This window comes from Serratia sp. CY83965, assembly GCF_052166375.1.
In the GTDB taxonomy this organism is placed as follows: Bacteria; Pseudomonadota; Gammaproteobacteria; order Enterobacterales; family Enterobacteriaceae; genus Serratia; species Serratia marcescens.
In genome coordinates this window covers 239,349-254,241 of sequence record NZ_JBJNOV010000008.1, presented here as the reverse complement: position 1 = coordinate 254,241, position 14,893 = coordinate 239,349, and the positions used below count along the sequence as shown (strand labels likewise).

The following is a 14,893-nucleotide window of genomic DNA, read 5'->3' as shown; positions in this document are numbered from 1 at the left end:
GGGAAAGGGCGTAATCCATCGCCCAGTGTAATGTGCCCACCCCCCCGCTGCATGTAGAAAAAAGAGCGGTGGCGATAAAATTTTTTCACCGCCGGCGGCTTACTGCGCGCGGGCGAAAATGGCGATCACTTCATCCAGGTGCGCCTTCATCGCTTTGCGGGCGCCGCGCACATCGCGCGCTTCGATCGCCGCCAGGATCGCCCGGTGTTCCAGCTCGGAGCGGTGCGGCATGTCGTCCGGCGTATAGTGGCGCTGCAGCACGCGGAACATGCTGCCGTAGCGGTGGCCGAGCAGATGGCCGATGATGAACGCGTAAGCCGGGTTGCCGCTGGCCTGGGCGATGCGGATGTGGAACAGCCGATCGCCGGGGTGGGTGGCGGAGCCGGCGCGGTTATCGCGGCAGTTCTGCTCATAGGCGGCGCGGATGCCCGCCAGCTCCTCGTCGGTGGCGTGGCGCGCGGCCAGCGCAGCGGTCTCCGGTTCAATCAGCAGGCGGGTTTGCAGCAGTGAAAACGGCGGCAGCTCGGCGTTGAAATCCAGCTCGATATTCAGTTCGTCGTCGATCTCCGCCCACTGGTTGCGGCCGGCCTGGGCCATCACCGACTCCTGCGACGCCGCCGGCGGCGTTTGCGAACGCACGATCACCCCGTTGCCCACCTTGACGTCCACCAGGCCGATCACTTCCAACGCGATCAGCGCCTCGCGCACCGACGCGCGGCTGACCTGCAACTGCTGGGCGAGATCGCGCTCCGAGGGCAGGCGGCTGCCAGGCGGAAATTCGTTATTCTCGATAAGACGTTTGAGCTGGTCGGCTATCTGTCTGTAAATCCTTGGGTTTTCCAGTCGGGTAATCGGCATTTTTGACCTTTGACGATTCGGCGTTCAGTGATTTGGCGCACAATTATGCGACAAGGCGCTTGAGTAATCGTTATTCAAGTGTAAAAAAATAGTTAATTGAAATGTGGTTTCAAGGCTGTTTTATTAACTTCTTCCCCCAACGATAACGCGTAAAGCGTCTTTTGTCATGTTAGAGGCCTGACCTTTAATCGCCCTTAGTGGCCTGACCATTAGACCTTTAGGCCGAGGAGTCAAGATGGATTTAACCGGGAAACGCGTACTGATCACCGCCGCCGGGCAAGGGATCGGATTCACCACCGCCAGGCTGTTCGCCGCCGCCGGCGCCGAAGTGATCGCCAGCGACATCAACCTTGAGCGCCTGCAGGGCTGCGCCGGGATCCGCGCGCTGACGCTGAACGTCACCGATCCGGCCGCCATCGCGGCGGCGGCGGAAGCGATCGGCCCGATCGACGTGTTGTTCAACTGCGCCGGCGTGGTGCACAGCGGATCGATCCTCGATTGCAGCGAAGATCAGTGGGCGTTCGCGCTCGATCTCAACGTTACCGCGATGTTCCGCATGATCCGCGCCTTCCTGCCGGGCATGTTGGCGCGCGGCAAAGGCTCGATCATCAACATGTCTTCGGTGGCCTCGAGCGTGAAAGGGGTGCCGAACCGCTTCGCCTACAGCGCCAGCAAGGCGGCGGTGATCGGCCTGACGCGCTCGGTGGCGGCGGATTACGTCACCCAGGGCATCCGCTGCAACGCCATTTGCCCCGGCACGGTGGAATCGCCGTCGCTGCGCCAGCGCATCGCCGAGCAGGCGCGCGAACAGGGGCGCAGCGAGCAAGAGGTGTATCAGGCGTTCGTCGCCCGCCAGCCGATCGGGCGCATCGGTACCACCGAGGAAATCGCCCAATTGGCGCTGTATCTGGCCTCCGATGCCAGTTCGTACACCACCGGCACGGTGCAGATCATCGACGGCGGCTGGAGCAACTGATCCGCCATTTTTGAGAGAGGAACGCATGAAACTTTTACGTTATGGGCAACCTGGGCAAGAGCGCCCCGGCATGTTGGATGCACAGGGCCACCTGCGCGATCTGTCGCAGCATATTGCCGACGTGGGCGGTGCCGCGTTATCGCCGGCGTCGCTCGCCAAACTGCGCGCGCTGGACAGCGCCGCATTGCCGCTGGTCGAGGGGGAGCCGCGCCTCGGCGCCTGCGTCGGCGGCATCGGCAAGTTCATCTGCATCGGCCTGAACTACGCCGATCACGCGGCGGAAACCGGCGCGGCCATTCCTGAAGAACCGGTGGTGTTCAACAAATGGACCAGCGCGGTGGTCGGCCCCTACGACCGGGTGGAGATCCCGCGCGGCTCGCAGAAAACCGACTGGGAAGTGGAGCTGGGCGTGGTGATCGGCCTGGGCGGGCGCTACATCAGCGAAGCAGATGCGATGCGCCACGTCGCCGGTTATTGCGTGATCAACGACGTCTCAGAACGCGAATATCAAATTGAGCGCGGCGGCACCTGGGACAAGGGCAAAGGCTGCGACACCTTCGGGCCGATCGGGCCCTGGCTGGTGACCGCCGACGAGATCGCCGATCCGCACAGCCTGAATTTGTGGCTGGAGGTGGACGGCAAGCGCTATCAGGACGGCAACACCAGCACCATGATCTTCCGCATTCCGCAGATCGTCAGCTACCTCAGCCGCTTTATGAGCCTGCAGCCGGGCGACGTGATCTCCACCGGCACGCCGCCGGGCGTCGGCATGGGGCAGAAACCGCAGCCCATCTACCTGCGGGCGGGCCAGACGATGCGTCTGGGCATTGAAGGGCTGGGCGAACAGCGCCAGCAAACCGTACAGGCTTAACCGGGAGCGCCGCCATGACCACCATTACCGCACTGCGGGTTGAAGACATTCGTTTCCCCACCTCGCTGGGGCTGGACGGATCCGACGCCATGAATCCGGATCCCGACTATTCCGCCGCCTACGTGATCCTGGAGACCGATCGCGCGGATCTCAGCGGCCACGGACTGACGTTCACCATCGGCCGCGGCAACGAGATCTGCTGCGCGGCGATCCGCGCGCTGGAGCATCAGATCGTCGGTGAGCGGCTGGAGACGATCGCCGCCGATATGGGCGCCTTCTGGCGGCGCTTCACCAGCGACAGCCAGCTGCGCTGGATCGGGCCGGACAAAGGTGCCATTCACCTGGCGACCGGCGCGGTGGTCAACGCGGTGTGGGATCTGTGGGCCAAATCGGTCGGCAAACCGGTGTGGCGGCTGGTGGCAGAGATGACGCCGGAGGAGCTGGTGCGCTGCATCGACTTCCGTTACATCACCGACTGCATCACGCCGCAGGAAGCGCTGGCGCTGCTGAAACAGCGGGCCGAGGGCAAAGAACGGCGCCTGGAGCGGCTGCTGCAGGAAGGTTACCCCTGCTACACCACTTCGGCAGGTTGGCTGGGGTATCCGGACGACAAGCTGCGCCGCCTGTGCCAGGAAGCGGTCGACGCCGGTTTCTCCTACCTGAAACTGAAGGTCGGGCGCGATCTGGAAGACGACATTCGCCGGGTGCGCATCGCCCGTGAGGTGATCGGCCCGGATCGCCGGCTGATGATCGACGCCAACCAGGTGTGGGAGGTGGACGAAGCCATTCCGTGGGTGAAACATCTGGCGTTCGCCAAACCCTGGTTTATCGAAGAGCCGACCAGCCCGGACGACGTCGAAGGGCATCGCCGCATCCGCGAAGGGGTGGCGCCGGTCAAGGTGGCTACCGGCGAGATGTGCCAGAACCGCATCATGTTCAAACAGTTCATCATGCGCGGCGCGGTGGACGTGGTGCAGATCGACGCCTGCCGTCTCGGCGGCATCAACGAAGTGCTGGCGGTGATGCTGATGGCGGCCAAATACCAGCTGCCGGTCTGCCCGCACGCCGGCGGCGTCGGGCTGTGCGAATACGTGCAGCACCTGTCGATGATCGACTACCTGTGCATCGCCGGCACCCACGAAGGCCGGGTGATCGAGTACGTCGATCATTTGCATGAACACTTTGTCGATCCCTGCGTGATCAACGGCGCGGCCTACATGCCGCCGAGCCGGCCCGGTTACTCGATCGAGATGCATCCGTCGTCGATCGAGCAATACCGGTTCCGCGGGTGAAGCGGGAGGATCGCATGCCGCGCATCGACGCTCACCAGCACTACTGGCGCTACCACCCGCAGCATTACCCGTGGATCGACGAGCGGATGCGCGTGCTGCGGCAGGATTTCGATCCGCCCCGGCTGCGGCCGCTGTTGCAGGAACACGGTTTCGACAGCGCGCTGGCGGTGCAGGCGCGCCCCAGCGAGGAAGAGACGCTGGCCTTGCTGGCGCTGGCTGAACGGAGCGAAGGCGTATGCGGCGTGGTGGGCTGGTTGGATATCGCCGCGCCGCAGCTGGCGCAGCGTCTGGAGGCCCTGAGGCCGCGCGCTGCGCTGCGCGGGGTGCGCCATCAGGTGCAGGACGAAGCGGATCCGGCGGCCTGGTTGGCGCGGCCGGAGGTGGAACGTGGCATGCAAACGCTGCAGCGCGCCGGGTATGTGTACGAGATCCTGGTGACGCATCGGCATCTGGCGGCCGCGGCGTCGTTCGCCGCCCGCCATGACGAGCACTGGCTGGTGCTGGATCACCTCGGCAAGCCGGACATCGCGCGCGGCGCGCGGCACTGGGCGCAGCAAATCCGGCCGCTGGCGGCGCTGCCGCACGTGGCCTGCAAGCTTTCGGGCCTGATCACCGAGGCGCCGGGCGGCCGGTGGCGGGCGGAGGAACTGCTGCCGTTCTTCGACGCCGCGCTGGAGGCGTTCGGCCCGCAGCGGCTGATGTTCGGCTCCGACTGGCCGGTGTGCCTGCTGGCCGGCGACTACCGCCAGGTGGTGCAACTGTGCGAACGGGCGCTGTCGACGCTGGGGGCTGCCGAGCAGGCGGCGATTTGGGGCGACACCGCCTGGCGAATTTACGGTTTAACGGAGTCTGGTTATGGATTTGTATCTGCAAGATAAGGTGGTGCTGGTCACCGGCGGCGGTGCCGGCATCGGCGCGGCGATTTCTCATGTGCTGGCTGAAGAGGGGGCGATCCCGGTGCTGGTCACCAACGCCGCGCCGGAGGCGGCGCTGCTGGCCAATTTGCAGCGGCTGCAGCCGCGCACCGAGGTGATCCTCACCGAATTGTGCGATGAGGCGGCCTGCCGCCGCGCGGTCAGCCAGACGCTGGCGACCTTCGGCCGCATCGACGGAATGGTGAATAACGCCGGGGTCAATGACGGCGTCGGGCTGGAGGCGGGGCGTGAAGCGTTCGTCGGTTCGCTGGAAAAGAACCTGGTGCACTACTACCTGATGGCGCACCTGTGCCAGGCGGCGCTGCGGGAGAGCCGGGGCGCTATCGTCAACATCGCCTCCAAGACCGCGCTCAGCGGCCAGGGCGGCACTAGCGGCTACACCGCCGCCAAGGGCGCGGTGCTGGCGCTGACGCGCGAATGGGCGGTATCGCTGCGCCATGACGGGGTACGGGTGAACGCGGTGGTGCCGGCGGAGGTGATCACCCCGCAGTACCAGCGCTGGCTCAACACCTTCGCCGAGCCGCAGCGGCAGATGGAGAAAATCACCGCGCGCATTCCGCTCGGGCAGCGCATGACCACGCCGCAGGAGATCGCCGATACCGTGGCGTTTCTGCTGTCGTCGCGGTCATCGCATACCACCGGGCAGTGGCTGTCGGTGGACGGCGGCTACCTGCATCTCGATCGGGCGCTGACGTGAGCGGCGCGGCGGCAGGGCGGCGCCGTTTCTGCCAGGCGCTCGATCTGATTGACTCACCGGCGCTGATTGCGGAGTACCAGCAGCATCATCAGCGCATTTGGCCGGGCATCGCCGCGCATTTGCGCGAGCACGGCATTCTGGACATGGAAATTTACCGGTTGGGCACCCGGCTGTTCATGATCGTGGAGGTCAGCGCCGATTTCGACGCCGCGCGCTTTGACGCCGCCAGCCTGAACAACCCCGAAGTACAGCGATGGGAAGCGCTGATGTGGCACTACCAGGCCGCCACCCCCTGGACGCCGCAGGGCGAAAAATGGGTGGAAATGGCGCGGATTTTCTCTCTGCAACAGCAATAACGCCAACATCATCATCGCCAGACGATACGAGGGTATCACCATGCTTGCTGAAAAAAGTGCGGCCTCCGCGCAGCCGGGCGTCCCCGTGACCGCCAATCTACGCTGGGCCTTTATCCTGGTCACCAGCCTGTTCTTCATGTGGGGGCTGTCCTATGGCCTGCTGGACGTATTGAACAAACATTTTCAGGAGACGTTGCACGTCACCAAGGCGCAGTCGGGGCTGCTGCAGGCGGCCTACTTCGGCGCCTACTTCCTGGTGGCGCTGCCCGCCGGGTACTTTATGGATCGCAAGGGCTATAAGGCGGGCATTCTGGTCGGGCTGTGCCTGTACGCGCTGGGGGCGTTGCTGTTCGTGCCGGCGGCGTCGGCCAACAGCTTCGGCGTATTCCTGTTCGCGCTGTTCGTCATCGCCAGCGGCCTGGGGTGCCTGGAAACGGCGGCCAACCCGTACGCCACGGTACTGGGCGACGCGCAGGGCGCCGAACGGCGGCTCAACCTGGCGCAGTCGTTCAACGGCCTCGGGCAGTTTATCGGCCCGCTGATCGGCGGCACGCTGTTCTTCTCCGCCAGTCAGTCCGCCGGCGACGGCGATCAGAGCGCTGTGAAGATGACCTATGTGGCGATCGCCGCGCTGGTGCTGCTGATCGCGCTGTTGTTCAGCCGCACCCGGCTGCCGGCGATCCGCGAAGAGGAAAAGCCGGTGCACGGCGTGATAGCGCAGGGATTGTGGCAGCATCCGCATTTCGTCGGCGGGGTTATCACACAGTTCTTCTACGTGGCGGCGCAGGTGGGCGTCGGGGCGTTCTTCATCAACTACGCCACCGAGCACTGGCGCGAGGTGTCTAACCAGAGCGCCTCTTACCTGCTGTCGATCGCCATGATCTGCTTTATGGTCGGGCGCTTCTTCAGCACCTGGCTGATGGGGCGAGTCAAACCGGCGACGCTGCTGGCGGTCTATGCGCTGATCAACATCGCGCTGTGCGGCGTGGTGATGCTGAGCGTCGACGGCGTATCGGTGGTGGCGCTGATCGCGGTGTTCTTCTTTATGTCGATCATGTTCCCGACCATTTTTGCCCTGGGGGTGAAAAATCTGGGCAAGCACACCAAGCGTGCCAGCTCGTTCATGATCATGGCGATCGTCGGCGGCGCCATCATGCCGTACTTTATGGGGGCGCTGGCCGACCGTTACAGCACCGCGCTCTCTTATCTGCTGCCGCTGCTGTGCTTCGCGGTGGTGCTGGTTTACGGCCTGCGGCAGCGCCGCGCCTGATTCACCCCGGCGGCGAATCGGCTTTCGCCGCCGTTTTCGGCATCTGCCGCCGGGTCCCCATCAGGATGGCCAACGCCAGCAGCAGCACCAGGCCGGACAGCGCGCCGTTTATCGTCAGGCCGCCGGCATCCACCACCAGCCCACCCACCAGCGAACCGCAGGAAATCGCCAGGTTAAACAGCGCGATATACAGTGAAGAGGCGACCTCGACCGCATCGGGCGCCGCCTTGAGCATCCACGCCATCAACGCAACGGAAACGCCGCCGTAGGCGATGCCCCACAGCAGGAGGAAGGCGCCGCCGCTCAGCGGCGCGTGGCCCAGCAGCGGCAGCAGCAGGACGGCGAGCGCCAGCCCGAGGGCGATCAGCGCCAGGGTGCGGCGCAGTCGTTTGGCGGCGGCCTGGCCGGCGATAAAATTCCCGACGAGGCCGGCGATGCCGTAGGCGAACAGCAGCGGCCCCACCCAGCGGCTCTCGATGCCGGAGACCGTCTGCAGCAGCGGGCGGACAAAGGTGTAAGCCATAAAGTGGCCGGCGACCAGCAGAAACGTCAGCAGCAGCCCGGTCAGCAGCCGGCGATTCGCGCGTTGCGCGGTGAACGACCGCCAGCCGATCGCCTGCGTGACCGGCAGCGGCGGCAGCACGCACACCAGCAGGAGCAGGGTCAGCGCCGCCAGAACGGCGACCGCCAGAAACGCCATGCGCCAGCCCAGCGCTTCGCCGAGGAATACCCCGAGCGGCACGCCGAACACCGAGGCCGCCGCTACGCCGCCGAAGATGACGGACAGGGCCAATCCGACGGAGGCCGGCGGCACCAGGCGTTCCGCCAACCCGCCGGCGATGGCCCAGATACCGCCGATGCAAAAGCCCAGCAGGATGCGCGCGGCGAACAGCAGCGCCAGGGAGGTGGCGGCGGCGGCCAGCAGGTTGGCGGCGATCAGCAGCAGCAGAAAGCCCACCAACAGGCTGCGGCGATCCGTGCGCCGGGCGCCCAGCACCACCAGCGGGGCAAACAGCGCGGCGAACAGGGCCGGCAGGGAAATCAGCAGCCCGGCGCGGCCGATCGTCGCGTTCAGAGTATTGACGATCGGAGTCAGCAGCCCGACGGGCAGCATTTCTGCGGTGACGACGGTAAAGGTGGACAGGCCGATGGCGAAGGTCGCCAGCCAAGACTTTGCGCCGCCGCCGGCGTGTAAGGCACTCATAAGGATCCTCCCAACAGATGAATAACCTCAGTGTATCCGCGCCAAAATGGCTGATAAACTGGCCTGATTGCGCAACATTGGGGACAAATCGTGGCTAATTTACCGTCTATGCCGTTGGATAACCTGACCGACCTGCTGGTATTCATTCGCGTCGCCGACGCTTGCAGCTTCACGCTGGCGGCCGAGAGGCTGGGCATCTCCCGATCGGCGGCGGGAAAATGCGTGAACCGATTGGAGGCGCGATTGGCGACCCGGCTGCTGCAGCGCACCACGCGCAGCGTCAGCCTGACCGAAGACGGCGCGGTGTTTTACGAGTATGCGCAGCGCATCCTGTCACAGGCCGAAGAAGCGGAAACGGCGCTCAATACGCGGCGGCAAACCCCGCGCGGGCGGCTGCGGCTGGATCTGCCGGTCTCGCTGGGGCGGTTGCACATTTTGCCGATTTTGCGGGAGTTTTTGGCACAGTGGCCGGAGGTGGACGCCGACGTCAGCTTTTCCGACGATTACAGCGATCTGGTGCGCGACGGCATCGATGTAGCTATCCGGGTCGGCGGCAGCGACGACAGCCGACTGGTGCGGCGGGTGCTCGCGCCGCATCGCCTGATCACCTGCGCGGCGCCGGATTATCTGGCGCGGCACGGCGCGCCTGCGAAACCGGAGGCGTTGGGCGATCACGAGACGCTGGTCTTCAGTCATCAGGGGCTGTCGGCGCCCTGGCGCTATTTGGTCAACGGCCAACTGCACGAACAGCCGGTGCGCGGCCGGATGCGTTTCAACAACGTCGAGGCCTTGCGGGATGCGGCCGTCGCCGGGGCCGGTCTGTGTCAGGTGGGGGCGTTTCTGGTCGGCGAGCAGATTGCGGCCGGCACGCTGGTGCCGGTGCTGGAACGCTATTGTCGCCCTGGGCCGCCGATCTGCGCCGTCTATCCCAGCCGGCGCCATCTCTCCCCCAAGGTGAAACTGTTCCTGGCGGCGATCGAACGGCGCTGGCAGGGCAAGGCGATTTGGGAAAGCGCTTAGTGTGTCAATTCCTGCGGTTGCAGCAGAGCGGGCTCGACGTTTTGCGCCAGCTGAATATTGTTGCGGCCGCTGTGCTTCGCCAGATAGAGCGCGGCGTCGGCCGCGCCGATCGCTGATTCGACGTCCAGCTTTTCCAATGCCGAGATGCCCGCGCTGAGCGTCAGCGTGCCGCTGTGCTGCGGGCTGGCGCCGTGCGGGATATTCAGTTCCGCCACGCGTTGACGCACCCGTTCGGCCAACTGTGCCGCATAGCCTTCGTGCACGTTGGTCAACAGCACCAAAAACTCTTCCCCGCCGTAGCGCACCACGATGTCGCGCGAACGCACCGCATCGCGGATGGCGATCGCCACCTGCACCAGCGCCCGGTCGCCCATGGCGTGGCCGTAGCTGTCGTTGTAGACCTTGAAGTGGTCGATATCCAGCAGCAGCACGTAGTGGCGACCGGTTTGCGGTTCCAGCAGCATAGTGATCTTATTCTCCAGCCCTCGACGGTTATAAAGGCCGGTCAGGGGATCGAGCATGCTCAAATTATTGAATTTGTCCCGCTCGTTATACAGGTTGGCCACCAGCGCGTGGGTAAAGATTTCACTGCGTTTCAACATCAGGTGATGAATGGAGAAAGCGATAATAGGTAATAGCGTGGTGAATAATATCCGCAGGGTATTATGCATACCGTCTAAAGCCAGGATCATCATTGCGGAAGGTACGGCGTGTAAACAAAAGGCGGTAAAGTTATCCGTCAGAGAAATAGCGCTGATAAAAAAGATGCTAAACAAACTAATTAATAAAAAATCTTGGTTATTCGGTAGGCAATATTGACTTTTAACGTAAATATGTGCGGCCCAGAGCAGGCCGAGCACGCTGGCGAACAGGTTGAGTTTGCACAAATATTTACGTGGCGTTTGCAGAGAAAATAGCGCTGCTACCAGACAAAATAGCGGTATACATAATAAAGGTAGGGTAAATGCGGGCGTATCCCTAAAAGGGAACAATAATGTAAATACGGAAGAGGCGGCATTCATTATCAGAAAAAGAAATAATGCCAGGCGCTGCTTGCTGTTCAGTAATTCCTGATAAGAACGGGCGTTCATACGGAGGTCACTCTTTGCAAAGTCGTTCTGTCGAATAATTAAGGTTGAGAAGCATTCCCTTGGCGCGAATATCCACTTGAATTGCATGGTTGAGGGTTGTGATTATTATCATGCAAACAGGACTAGGAATTTTCTTATGTCAAATTATCATTTTTTCCTGCTGGTGTCATCTGAGTTTGGTCAGCGCAGTGAAAATGATGCGGCGGCCAAAAAAGTGTTATATGATATTGGTTATCATTATCACTTAAGGAGGTTGTCATGCTTACTGCCATGATTGCCGCGTGCGGGCTGTGGGGCGTCAGTTGGTGCCTCGGGGATCGCCTGGCCAGCGCCTGGGGCGTTTTGCTGCCTTGTGCTTTGATGCCGCTGCTGGCCTTGATCAACCTGGATATGCTGCAGTTGCGCACCCTGATCGTGATAGCGATGTTGGCCACGCTGGTGATGCTGTTCAACAGCCGGCTGCGCCACTATCTGCTGTTGCCTTCCTGCATGGCGCTGGCGGGCGGCCTAGCGGCAGTCAGCCTCAACTTCAGCTTTGGGTGAAACGCCAGAAACGGCAAAACCACGCTTAAGCGTGTTTATCATCAATGCGTTGGGATTTTTTCGAAGGAACCGCCGAAGAGATCATCAATTGGTGCGAAGAGAGGGACTTGAACCCTCACGTCCGTAAGGACACTAACACCTGAAGCTAGCGCGTCTACCAATTCCGCCACCTTCGCACAGTCGATGTTGTTGCTTTGATTTATATTACGTCGCCAGCTTGGTGCGAAGAGAGGGACTTGAACCCTCACGTCCGTAAGAACACTAACACCTGAAGCTAGCGCGTCTACCAATTCCGCCACCTTCGCATCGATGCTGAGTGCAATATAAATCATGTGGTTATTTGGTGCGAAGAGAGGGACTTGAACCCTCACGTCCGTAAGGACACTAACACCTGAAGCTAGCGCGTCTACCAATTCCGCCACCTTCGCGTACCAGAAACATTACCGGAGTAACGTTACCACGGAGGCGAATTCTAGAGATTTTGGCGGGCACGTCAACAGTTATTTCCCCGCTTTGCGGGCGTTTGCTGGAAAAACAGCCATATCGCCGCTTTTCTGCTGGTCAAACAGCCAAATCAGCCAATCAATCAACACCCTGACCCGTGGCGCCAGGAAACGGCCGGGTGGATACATGATGTAAATCGGCATCGGCGGGGGCGGCGTGTCCGCCAACACTTCCACCAGTTCGCCCTGTTCCAGCCAGGGGGCAAGCGAATAGCGCGCCGCCTGAATCAATCCCATGCCGGCCCGCGCGCCGGCGATGTAGGCGTCGGCGCCGCTGACGCTGAGCCGCGCGGGCAGCTCGCGCAGTTCCAGCTTGCCGCCGCGGCAGAATTCCAGCGGGTAATCGCGGTTGTTGGCCAGGGAAAAATACCCCACCGCGCGATGCGGCTCCAGGCGATCGATGTCGAGCGGCGTGCCGTGGGCCTGCAGATAAGCGGGGGAAGCGCAGGTGACTTGCGGCAGCTGGGCGATGCGCCGCGCTACCAGACTGTCGTCTTCGGTTTCCCAGGCGCGCAGCACGCAGTCCACGCCTTCGCGCAACAGATCGACGTGGGTGTCGTTGGCGCCCAGTGCCAGGGTGATGTCGGGATAACGCCGGTAAAAGTCGTCCAACGCCGGAATGACGATCTGGCGCGCCAGCGAATGGGGCATATCGATGCGCACCTTGCCGGACGGCTGCAGCTTATGGTGACTGAACAGCGTGTCCGCCTCCTCCAGCGCCCCCAGCAACTGCACGCAGCGTTGATAGTAGAGGCTGCCTTCACTGGTCACCTGCACCTGGCGGGTGGTGCGGATCAGCAGGCGCACGCCCAGCCGCTGTTCCAGCCGTTTCAACGCGTTGCTGACCGTGGCGCGCGGCAGCTGCAGGCGTTCGGCCGCCCGACTGAAACTGCCCAGTTCGACGATGCGGGTAAAAATGCGCATGGCTTGAACCTGATCCATGTCCACTCCAGATTGTTGGTGATTTTTGAACAGTGATGTGCAATCTGCATTATTTATCTTTGTCGCGTAAACAACCAGACTTTGCTGCGTTATCCATTCACCGCATGAGGGCAGCACAATGCAACAACGTAAACTCGGTTCCCACGGTCCCGTCGTCTCCGCCCTGGGGCTGGGGTGCATGGGCATGAGCGACTTCTACTCCACCGGCGCCGATCGGCAGGAAGCCATCGCCACGCTGCACCGGGCGCTGGAGCTGGGCGTCACGCTGCTCGACACCGCCGACATGTATGGGCCGCACACCAACGAAGAGCTGGTGGGGGAGGCGATCAAGGGCAAGCGGCAACGGGTGTTCCTGGCCACCAAGTTCGGCATTCTGCGCGATCCGGCGGATCCGTCGGCGCGCGGCGTCAGCAGCCGGCCCGAGTATATCCGGCGCTCGGTGGAAGGCAGCCTGCGGCGCTTGGGCGTGGAGGAGATTGATCTCTATTATCAGCACCGGGTCGATCCGCAAGTGCCGATCGAAGACGTCGTGGGCACGATGGCGGATCTGATCCGCGAAGGCAAGATCCGCCACATCGGCCTGAGCGAGGCGTCGGTCGCCACGCTGGAGCGGGCGCACAAGGTGCATCCGATCACCGCGCTGCAGACCGAGTATTCGCTGTGGACGCGCGACGCCGAGCAGGGCGTACTGGCGGCCTGCGAGCGCCTGGGCATCGGCTTTGTGCCTTACAGCCCGTTAGGGCGCGGTTTCCTCACCGGCGCTATCCGGCGGCCGGAGGATCTGGCCGAGGACGATTTCCGCCGCGGCAACCCGCGTTTCCAGGGGGAAAACTTCGCCCGCAACCTGGCGCTGGTGGAGAAGGTGGGCGAGCTGGCGGCGCAGAAGGGCGTCAAGCCTTCACAGCTGGCGCTGGCCTGGGTGTTGGCGCAGGGGGAACACATCGTGCCGATCCCCGGCACCAAACGCCGTCGCTATCTGGAAGAGAACGTCGCTGCGGCGGAGATCGCGCTGAGCGCGGCTGAACTGGCGGCGATAGAAGCGGTGTTTCCGCTGAGCGCGGCGGCCGGCGATCGCTACGGCGCGGAGTCGATGACCTACATCAACGGCTAAAAAAAAGCGCGGCCTCGGGCCGCGCTCTGTCGTTTTCCGCCAACGGCGAATTATTTCTTCTTCGGCGCGCGCGGCGGGCGGCCGACGGTGGCCTGGTACACCTTGAAGCGGCCGTTTTGCGCCAGCACTTCGTGGCTGCCGAAGGTGGCGTCCAGAATGTCCGGGTATGGCAGGAAGGCGTTGGCGACGATGCGCAGCTGACCGCCGATCGGCAGGTGCTTCACCGCGCCGCGGATCAGGGTTTCGGCGGCGGTCAGGCTGGTCTGCAGCCCGTCGTGGAACGGCGGGTTGGAGATGATCATGTCGAAACGGCCGGTGATGTCGGAGTAAACGTTGCTGACGATCACTTCGCCTTCGATGCCGTTGGCGGCCAGCGTCGCGCGGCTGGACTCCACCGCGGCGGCGTTGACGTCGCTGAGGGTCAGTTTCACCTTCGGCGACAGCTTGGCCATCACCGAGGCCATCACACCGGCGCCGCAGCCGATGTCCAGCACCTTGCCTTTCATGTGTTTTTCCAGCGTCGACAGCAGCAGCGAGCTGCCGACGTCCAGACCGTCGCGGCTGAACACGCCCGGCAGCGTTTTCACTTCCAGATCGTGCAGCTGATAGCTGTCCCACCAGTCGTTCAAGTCGAACTCGGTCTGCGCGTCCAGGCGGCCGTGATACAGGCCACAGCGGCGTGCGCTGTCGATTTTCACCAGCGTGACGTGGCCTTCCAGCGTCGGCTCGGCGCTGCGCACGCCGCTGCGGTTTTCACCGACCACGAACACGTCCGCGCCCACCGGCAGCAGCGCCAGGAGGTTGCACAGCTGGAATTGCGCTTCCTGTTTGCTCTTCGGCCAGTAGTACACCAGCGTGTCGCAGTCGGCGACGAAAGCGGGATCGACGGTCAAACCGAACTGCACGTTATCGCCCATCGTCCGGTTCAGTAACTGCCAGTGATGGTATTGCTGAGTGTGGACGCGCACGTCCGCGGCCTCGAATTGGGCCGGCAGGCTGTCCTGCAGGTCGCCGGCAAACAGCACGCGGCGTTCGATAAATTCATCACTGTGGCGCAGCATGACTTCACTGGCGGGGGTTAATGCAGACATCAGATATTGGCTCCTGGAAATGAGACCGGGGATTATAGAGCTTTGTGGCGATATGTTCGACGGGTTTGTTGGCGCGGGCTGCGCGGGTTTGTTAGCATAGCGCGGCGCATGGCAGGCATGGCGCACCACAACG

General features: G+C 62.9%; 15 protein-coding genes and 3 tRNA genes. 10 read left to right on the top strand and 8 right to left on the bottom strand.

All coding sequences use genetic code 11. The annotated features are described in order from the left end of the window. Positions 1–99: 99 nt before the first annotated feature. The gene (locus ACJ8PL_RS16475) at positions 100–858 is read right to left on the bottom strand and encodes a FadR/GntR family transcriptional regulator (RefSeq protein WP_004933150.1); all 759 of its coding nucleotides are present in this window, start codon (positions 856–858) and stop codon (positions 100–102) included. Positions 859–1,093: 235 nt separating this feature from the next. On the opposite strand from ACJ8PL_RS16475, the gene ACJ8PL_RS16470 reads away from it, so the two are divergent. The 7 genes from ACJ8PL_RS16470 to fucP are packed head-to-tail and all read left to right on the top strand — an operon-like array spanning position 1,094 to position 7,255. After that, on the top strand, positions 1,094–1,834 hold the full coding sequence (locus ACJ8PL_RS16470; RefSeq protein ID WP_016929185.1) for an SDR family oxidoreductase: 741 nt from the start codon (positions 1,094–1,096) through the stop codon (positions 1,832–1,834). Between the two features lie 25 nt (positions 1,835–1,859). Beyond that, a complete protein-coding gene (locus ACJ8PL_RS16465) occupies positions 1,860–2,705 on the top strand; it encodes a fumarylacetoacetate hydrolase family protein (RefSeq protein ID WP_442531285.1) in 846 nt (281 codons plus the stop codon). 14 nt (positions 2,706–2,719) lie between these two features. Then, complete coding sequence (locus ACJ8PL_RS16460; protein WP_442531284.1) at positions 2,720–3,997, top strand: L-fuconate dehydratase; 1,278 nt, start codon at positions 2,720–2,722, stop codon at positions 3,995–3,997. A gap of 14 nt (positions 3,998–4,011) precedes the next feature. Next, positions 4,012–4,875, top strand: a complete 864-nt coding sequence (locus tag ACJ8PL_RS16455) for an amidohydrolase family protein (RefSeq protein WP_442531283.1) — start codon at positions 4,012–4,014, stop codon at positions 4,873–4,875. Beyond that, positions 4,853–5,629 (top strand): SDR family oxidoreductase, encoded by a 777-nt coding sequence (locus ACJ8PL_RS16450; RefSeq protein ID WP_442531282.1) that lies wholly within the window; start codon positions 4,853–4,855, stop codon positions 5,627–5,629. The genes ACJ8PL_RS16455 and ACJ8PL_RS16450 overlap by 23 nt, the downstream gene beginning before the upstream one ends. Further along, complete coding sequence (locus tag ACJ8PL_RS16445) at positions 5,626–5,985, top strand: L-rhamnose mutarotase (RefSeq protein ID WP_015376547.1); 360 nt, start codon at positions 5,626–5,628, stop codon at positions 5,983–5,985. Before ACJ8PL_RS16450 ends, ACJ8PL_RS16445 begins: the two co-directional genes overlap by 4 nt. Positions 5,986–6,025: 40 nt before the next feature. Continuing rightward, positions 6,026–7,255, top strand: coding sequence for an L-fucose:H+ symporter permease (gene fucP, locus ACJ8PL_RS16440; protein ID WP_097102803.1), 1,230 nt, complete (start codon positions 6,026–6,028; stop codon positions 7,253–7,255). A gap of 1 nt (position 7,256) precedes the next feature. Here fucP and ACJ8PL_RS16435 read toward each other — a convergent pair whose 3' ends face one another. Next, a complete protein-coding gene (locus tag ACJ8PL_RS16435) occupies positions 7,257–8,459 on the bottom strand; it encodes an MFS transporter (protein ID WP_416170508.1) in 1,203 nt (400 codons plus the stop codon). 108 nt (positions 8,460–8,567) lie between these two features. Between ACJ8PL_RS16435 and ACJ8PL_RS16430 the strand changes: the two genes are divergently transcribed. Beyond that, the gene (locus ACJ8PL_RS16430; protein WP_164052307.1) at positions 8,568–9,479 is read left to right on the top strand and encodes a LysR substrate-binding domain-containing protein; all 912 of its coding nucleotides are present in this window, start codon (positions 8,568–8,570) and stop codon (positions 9,477–9,479) included. Here the strand turns inward: ACJ8PL_RS16430 and ACJ8PL_RS16425 are convergent. After that, positions 9,476–10,570: a GGDEF domain-containing protein gene (locus tag ACJ8PL_RS16425; protein ID WP_049300729.1), complete on the bottom strand. Its 1,095-nt coding sequence runs from the start codon at positions 10,568–10,570 to the stop codon at positions 9,476–9,478. The two genes, ACJ8PL_RS16430 and ACJ8PL_RS16425, sit on opposite strands and share 4 nt — an antisense overlap. Positions 10,571–10,828: 258 nt before the next feature. Between ACJ8PL_RS16425 and ACJ8PL_RS16420 the strand changes: the two genes are divergently transcribed. Further along, positions 10,829–11,113 carry a DUF1435 domain-containing protein gene (locus tag ACJ8PL_RS16420; protein WP_004933115.1) on the top strand — a complete coding sequence of 95 codons (285 nt, stop codon included), beginning with the start codon at positions 10,829–10,831 and terminating at the stop codon, positions 11,111–11,113. An 89-nt stretch (positions 11,114–11,202) separates the two neighbouring features. Here the strand turns inward: ACJ8PL_RS16420 and ACJ8PL_RS16415 are convergent. The 4 genes from ACJ8PL_RS16415 to ACJ8PL_RS16400 form a co-directional block, all read right to left on the bottom strand. Further along, positions 11,203–11,289, bottom strand: a tRNA-Leu gene (locus ACJ8PL_RS16415). 42 nt (positions 11,290–11,331) lie between these two features. Continuing rightward, positions 11,332–11,418 (bottom strand) — tRNA-Leu (locus ACJ8PL_RS16410). A gap of 36 nt (positions 11,419–11,454) precedes the next feature. Continuing rightward, positions 11,455–11,541: transfer RNA gene (locus tag ACJ8PL_RS16405), tRNA-Leu, on the bottom strand. 72 nt (positions 11,542–11,613) lie between these two features. Next, positions 11,614–12,558, bottom strand: coding sequence for a LysR family transcriptional regulator (locus tag ACJ8PL_RS16400; RefSeq protein ID WP_033638786.1), 945 nt, complete (start codon positions 12,556–12,558; stop codon positions 11,614–11,616). Positions 12,559–12,676: 118 nt separating this feature from the next. On the opposite strand from ACJ8PL_RS16400, the gene ACJ8PL_RS16395 reads away from it, so the two are divergent. Then, complete coding sequence (locus ACJ8PL_RS16395; protein WP_318670057.1) at positions 12,677–13,669, top strand: aldo/keto reductase; 993 nt, start codon at positions 12,677–12,679, stop codon at positions 13,667–13,669. 50 nt (positions 13,670–13,719) lie between these two features. On the opposite strand, the gene rsmC is transcribed toward ACJ8PL_RS16395, so the two are convergent. Continuing rightward, positions 13,720–14,760 (bottom strand): 16S rRNA (guanine(1207)-N(2))-methyltransferase RsmC, encoded by a 1,041-nt coding sequence (rsmC, locus tag ACJ8PL_RS16390; RefSeq protein WP_028127873.1) that lies wholly within the window; start codon positions 14,758–14,760, stop codon positions 13,720–13,722. Positions 14,761–14,893: the final 133 nt, after the last annotated feature.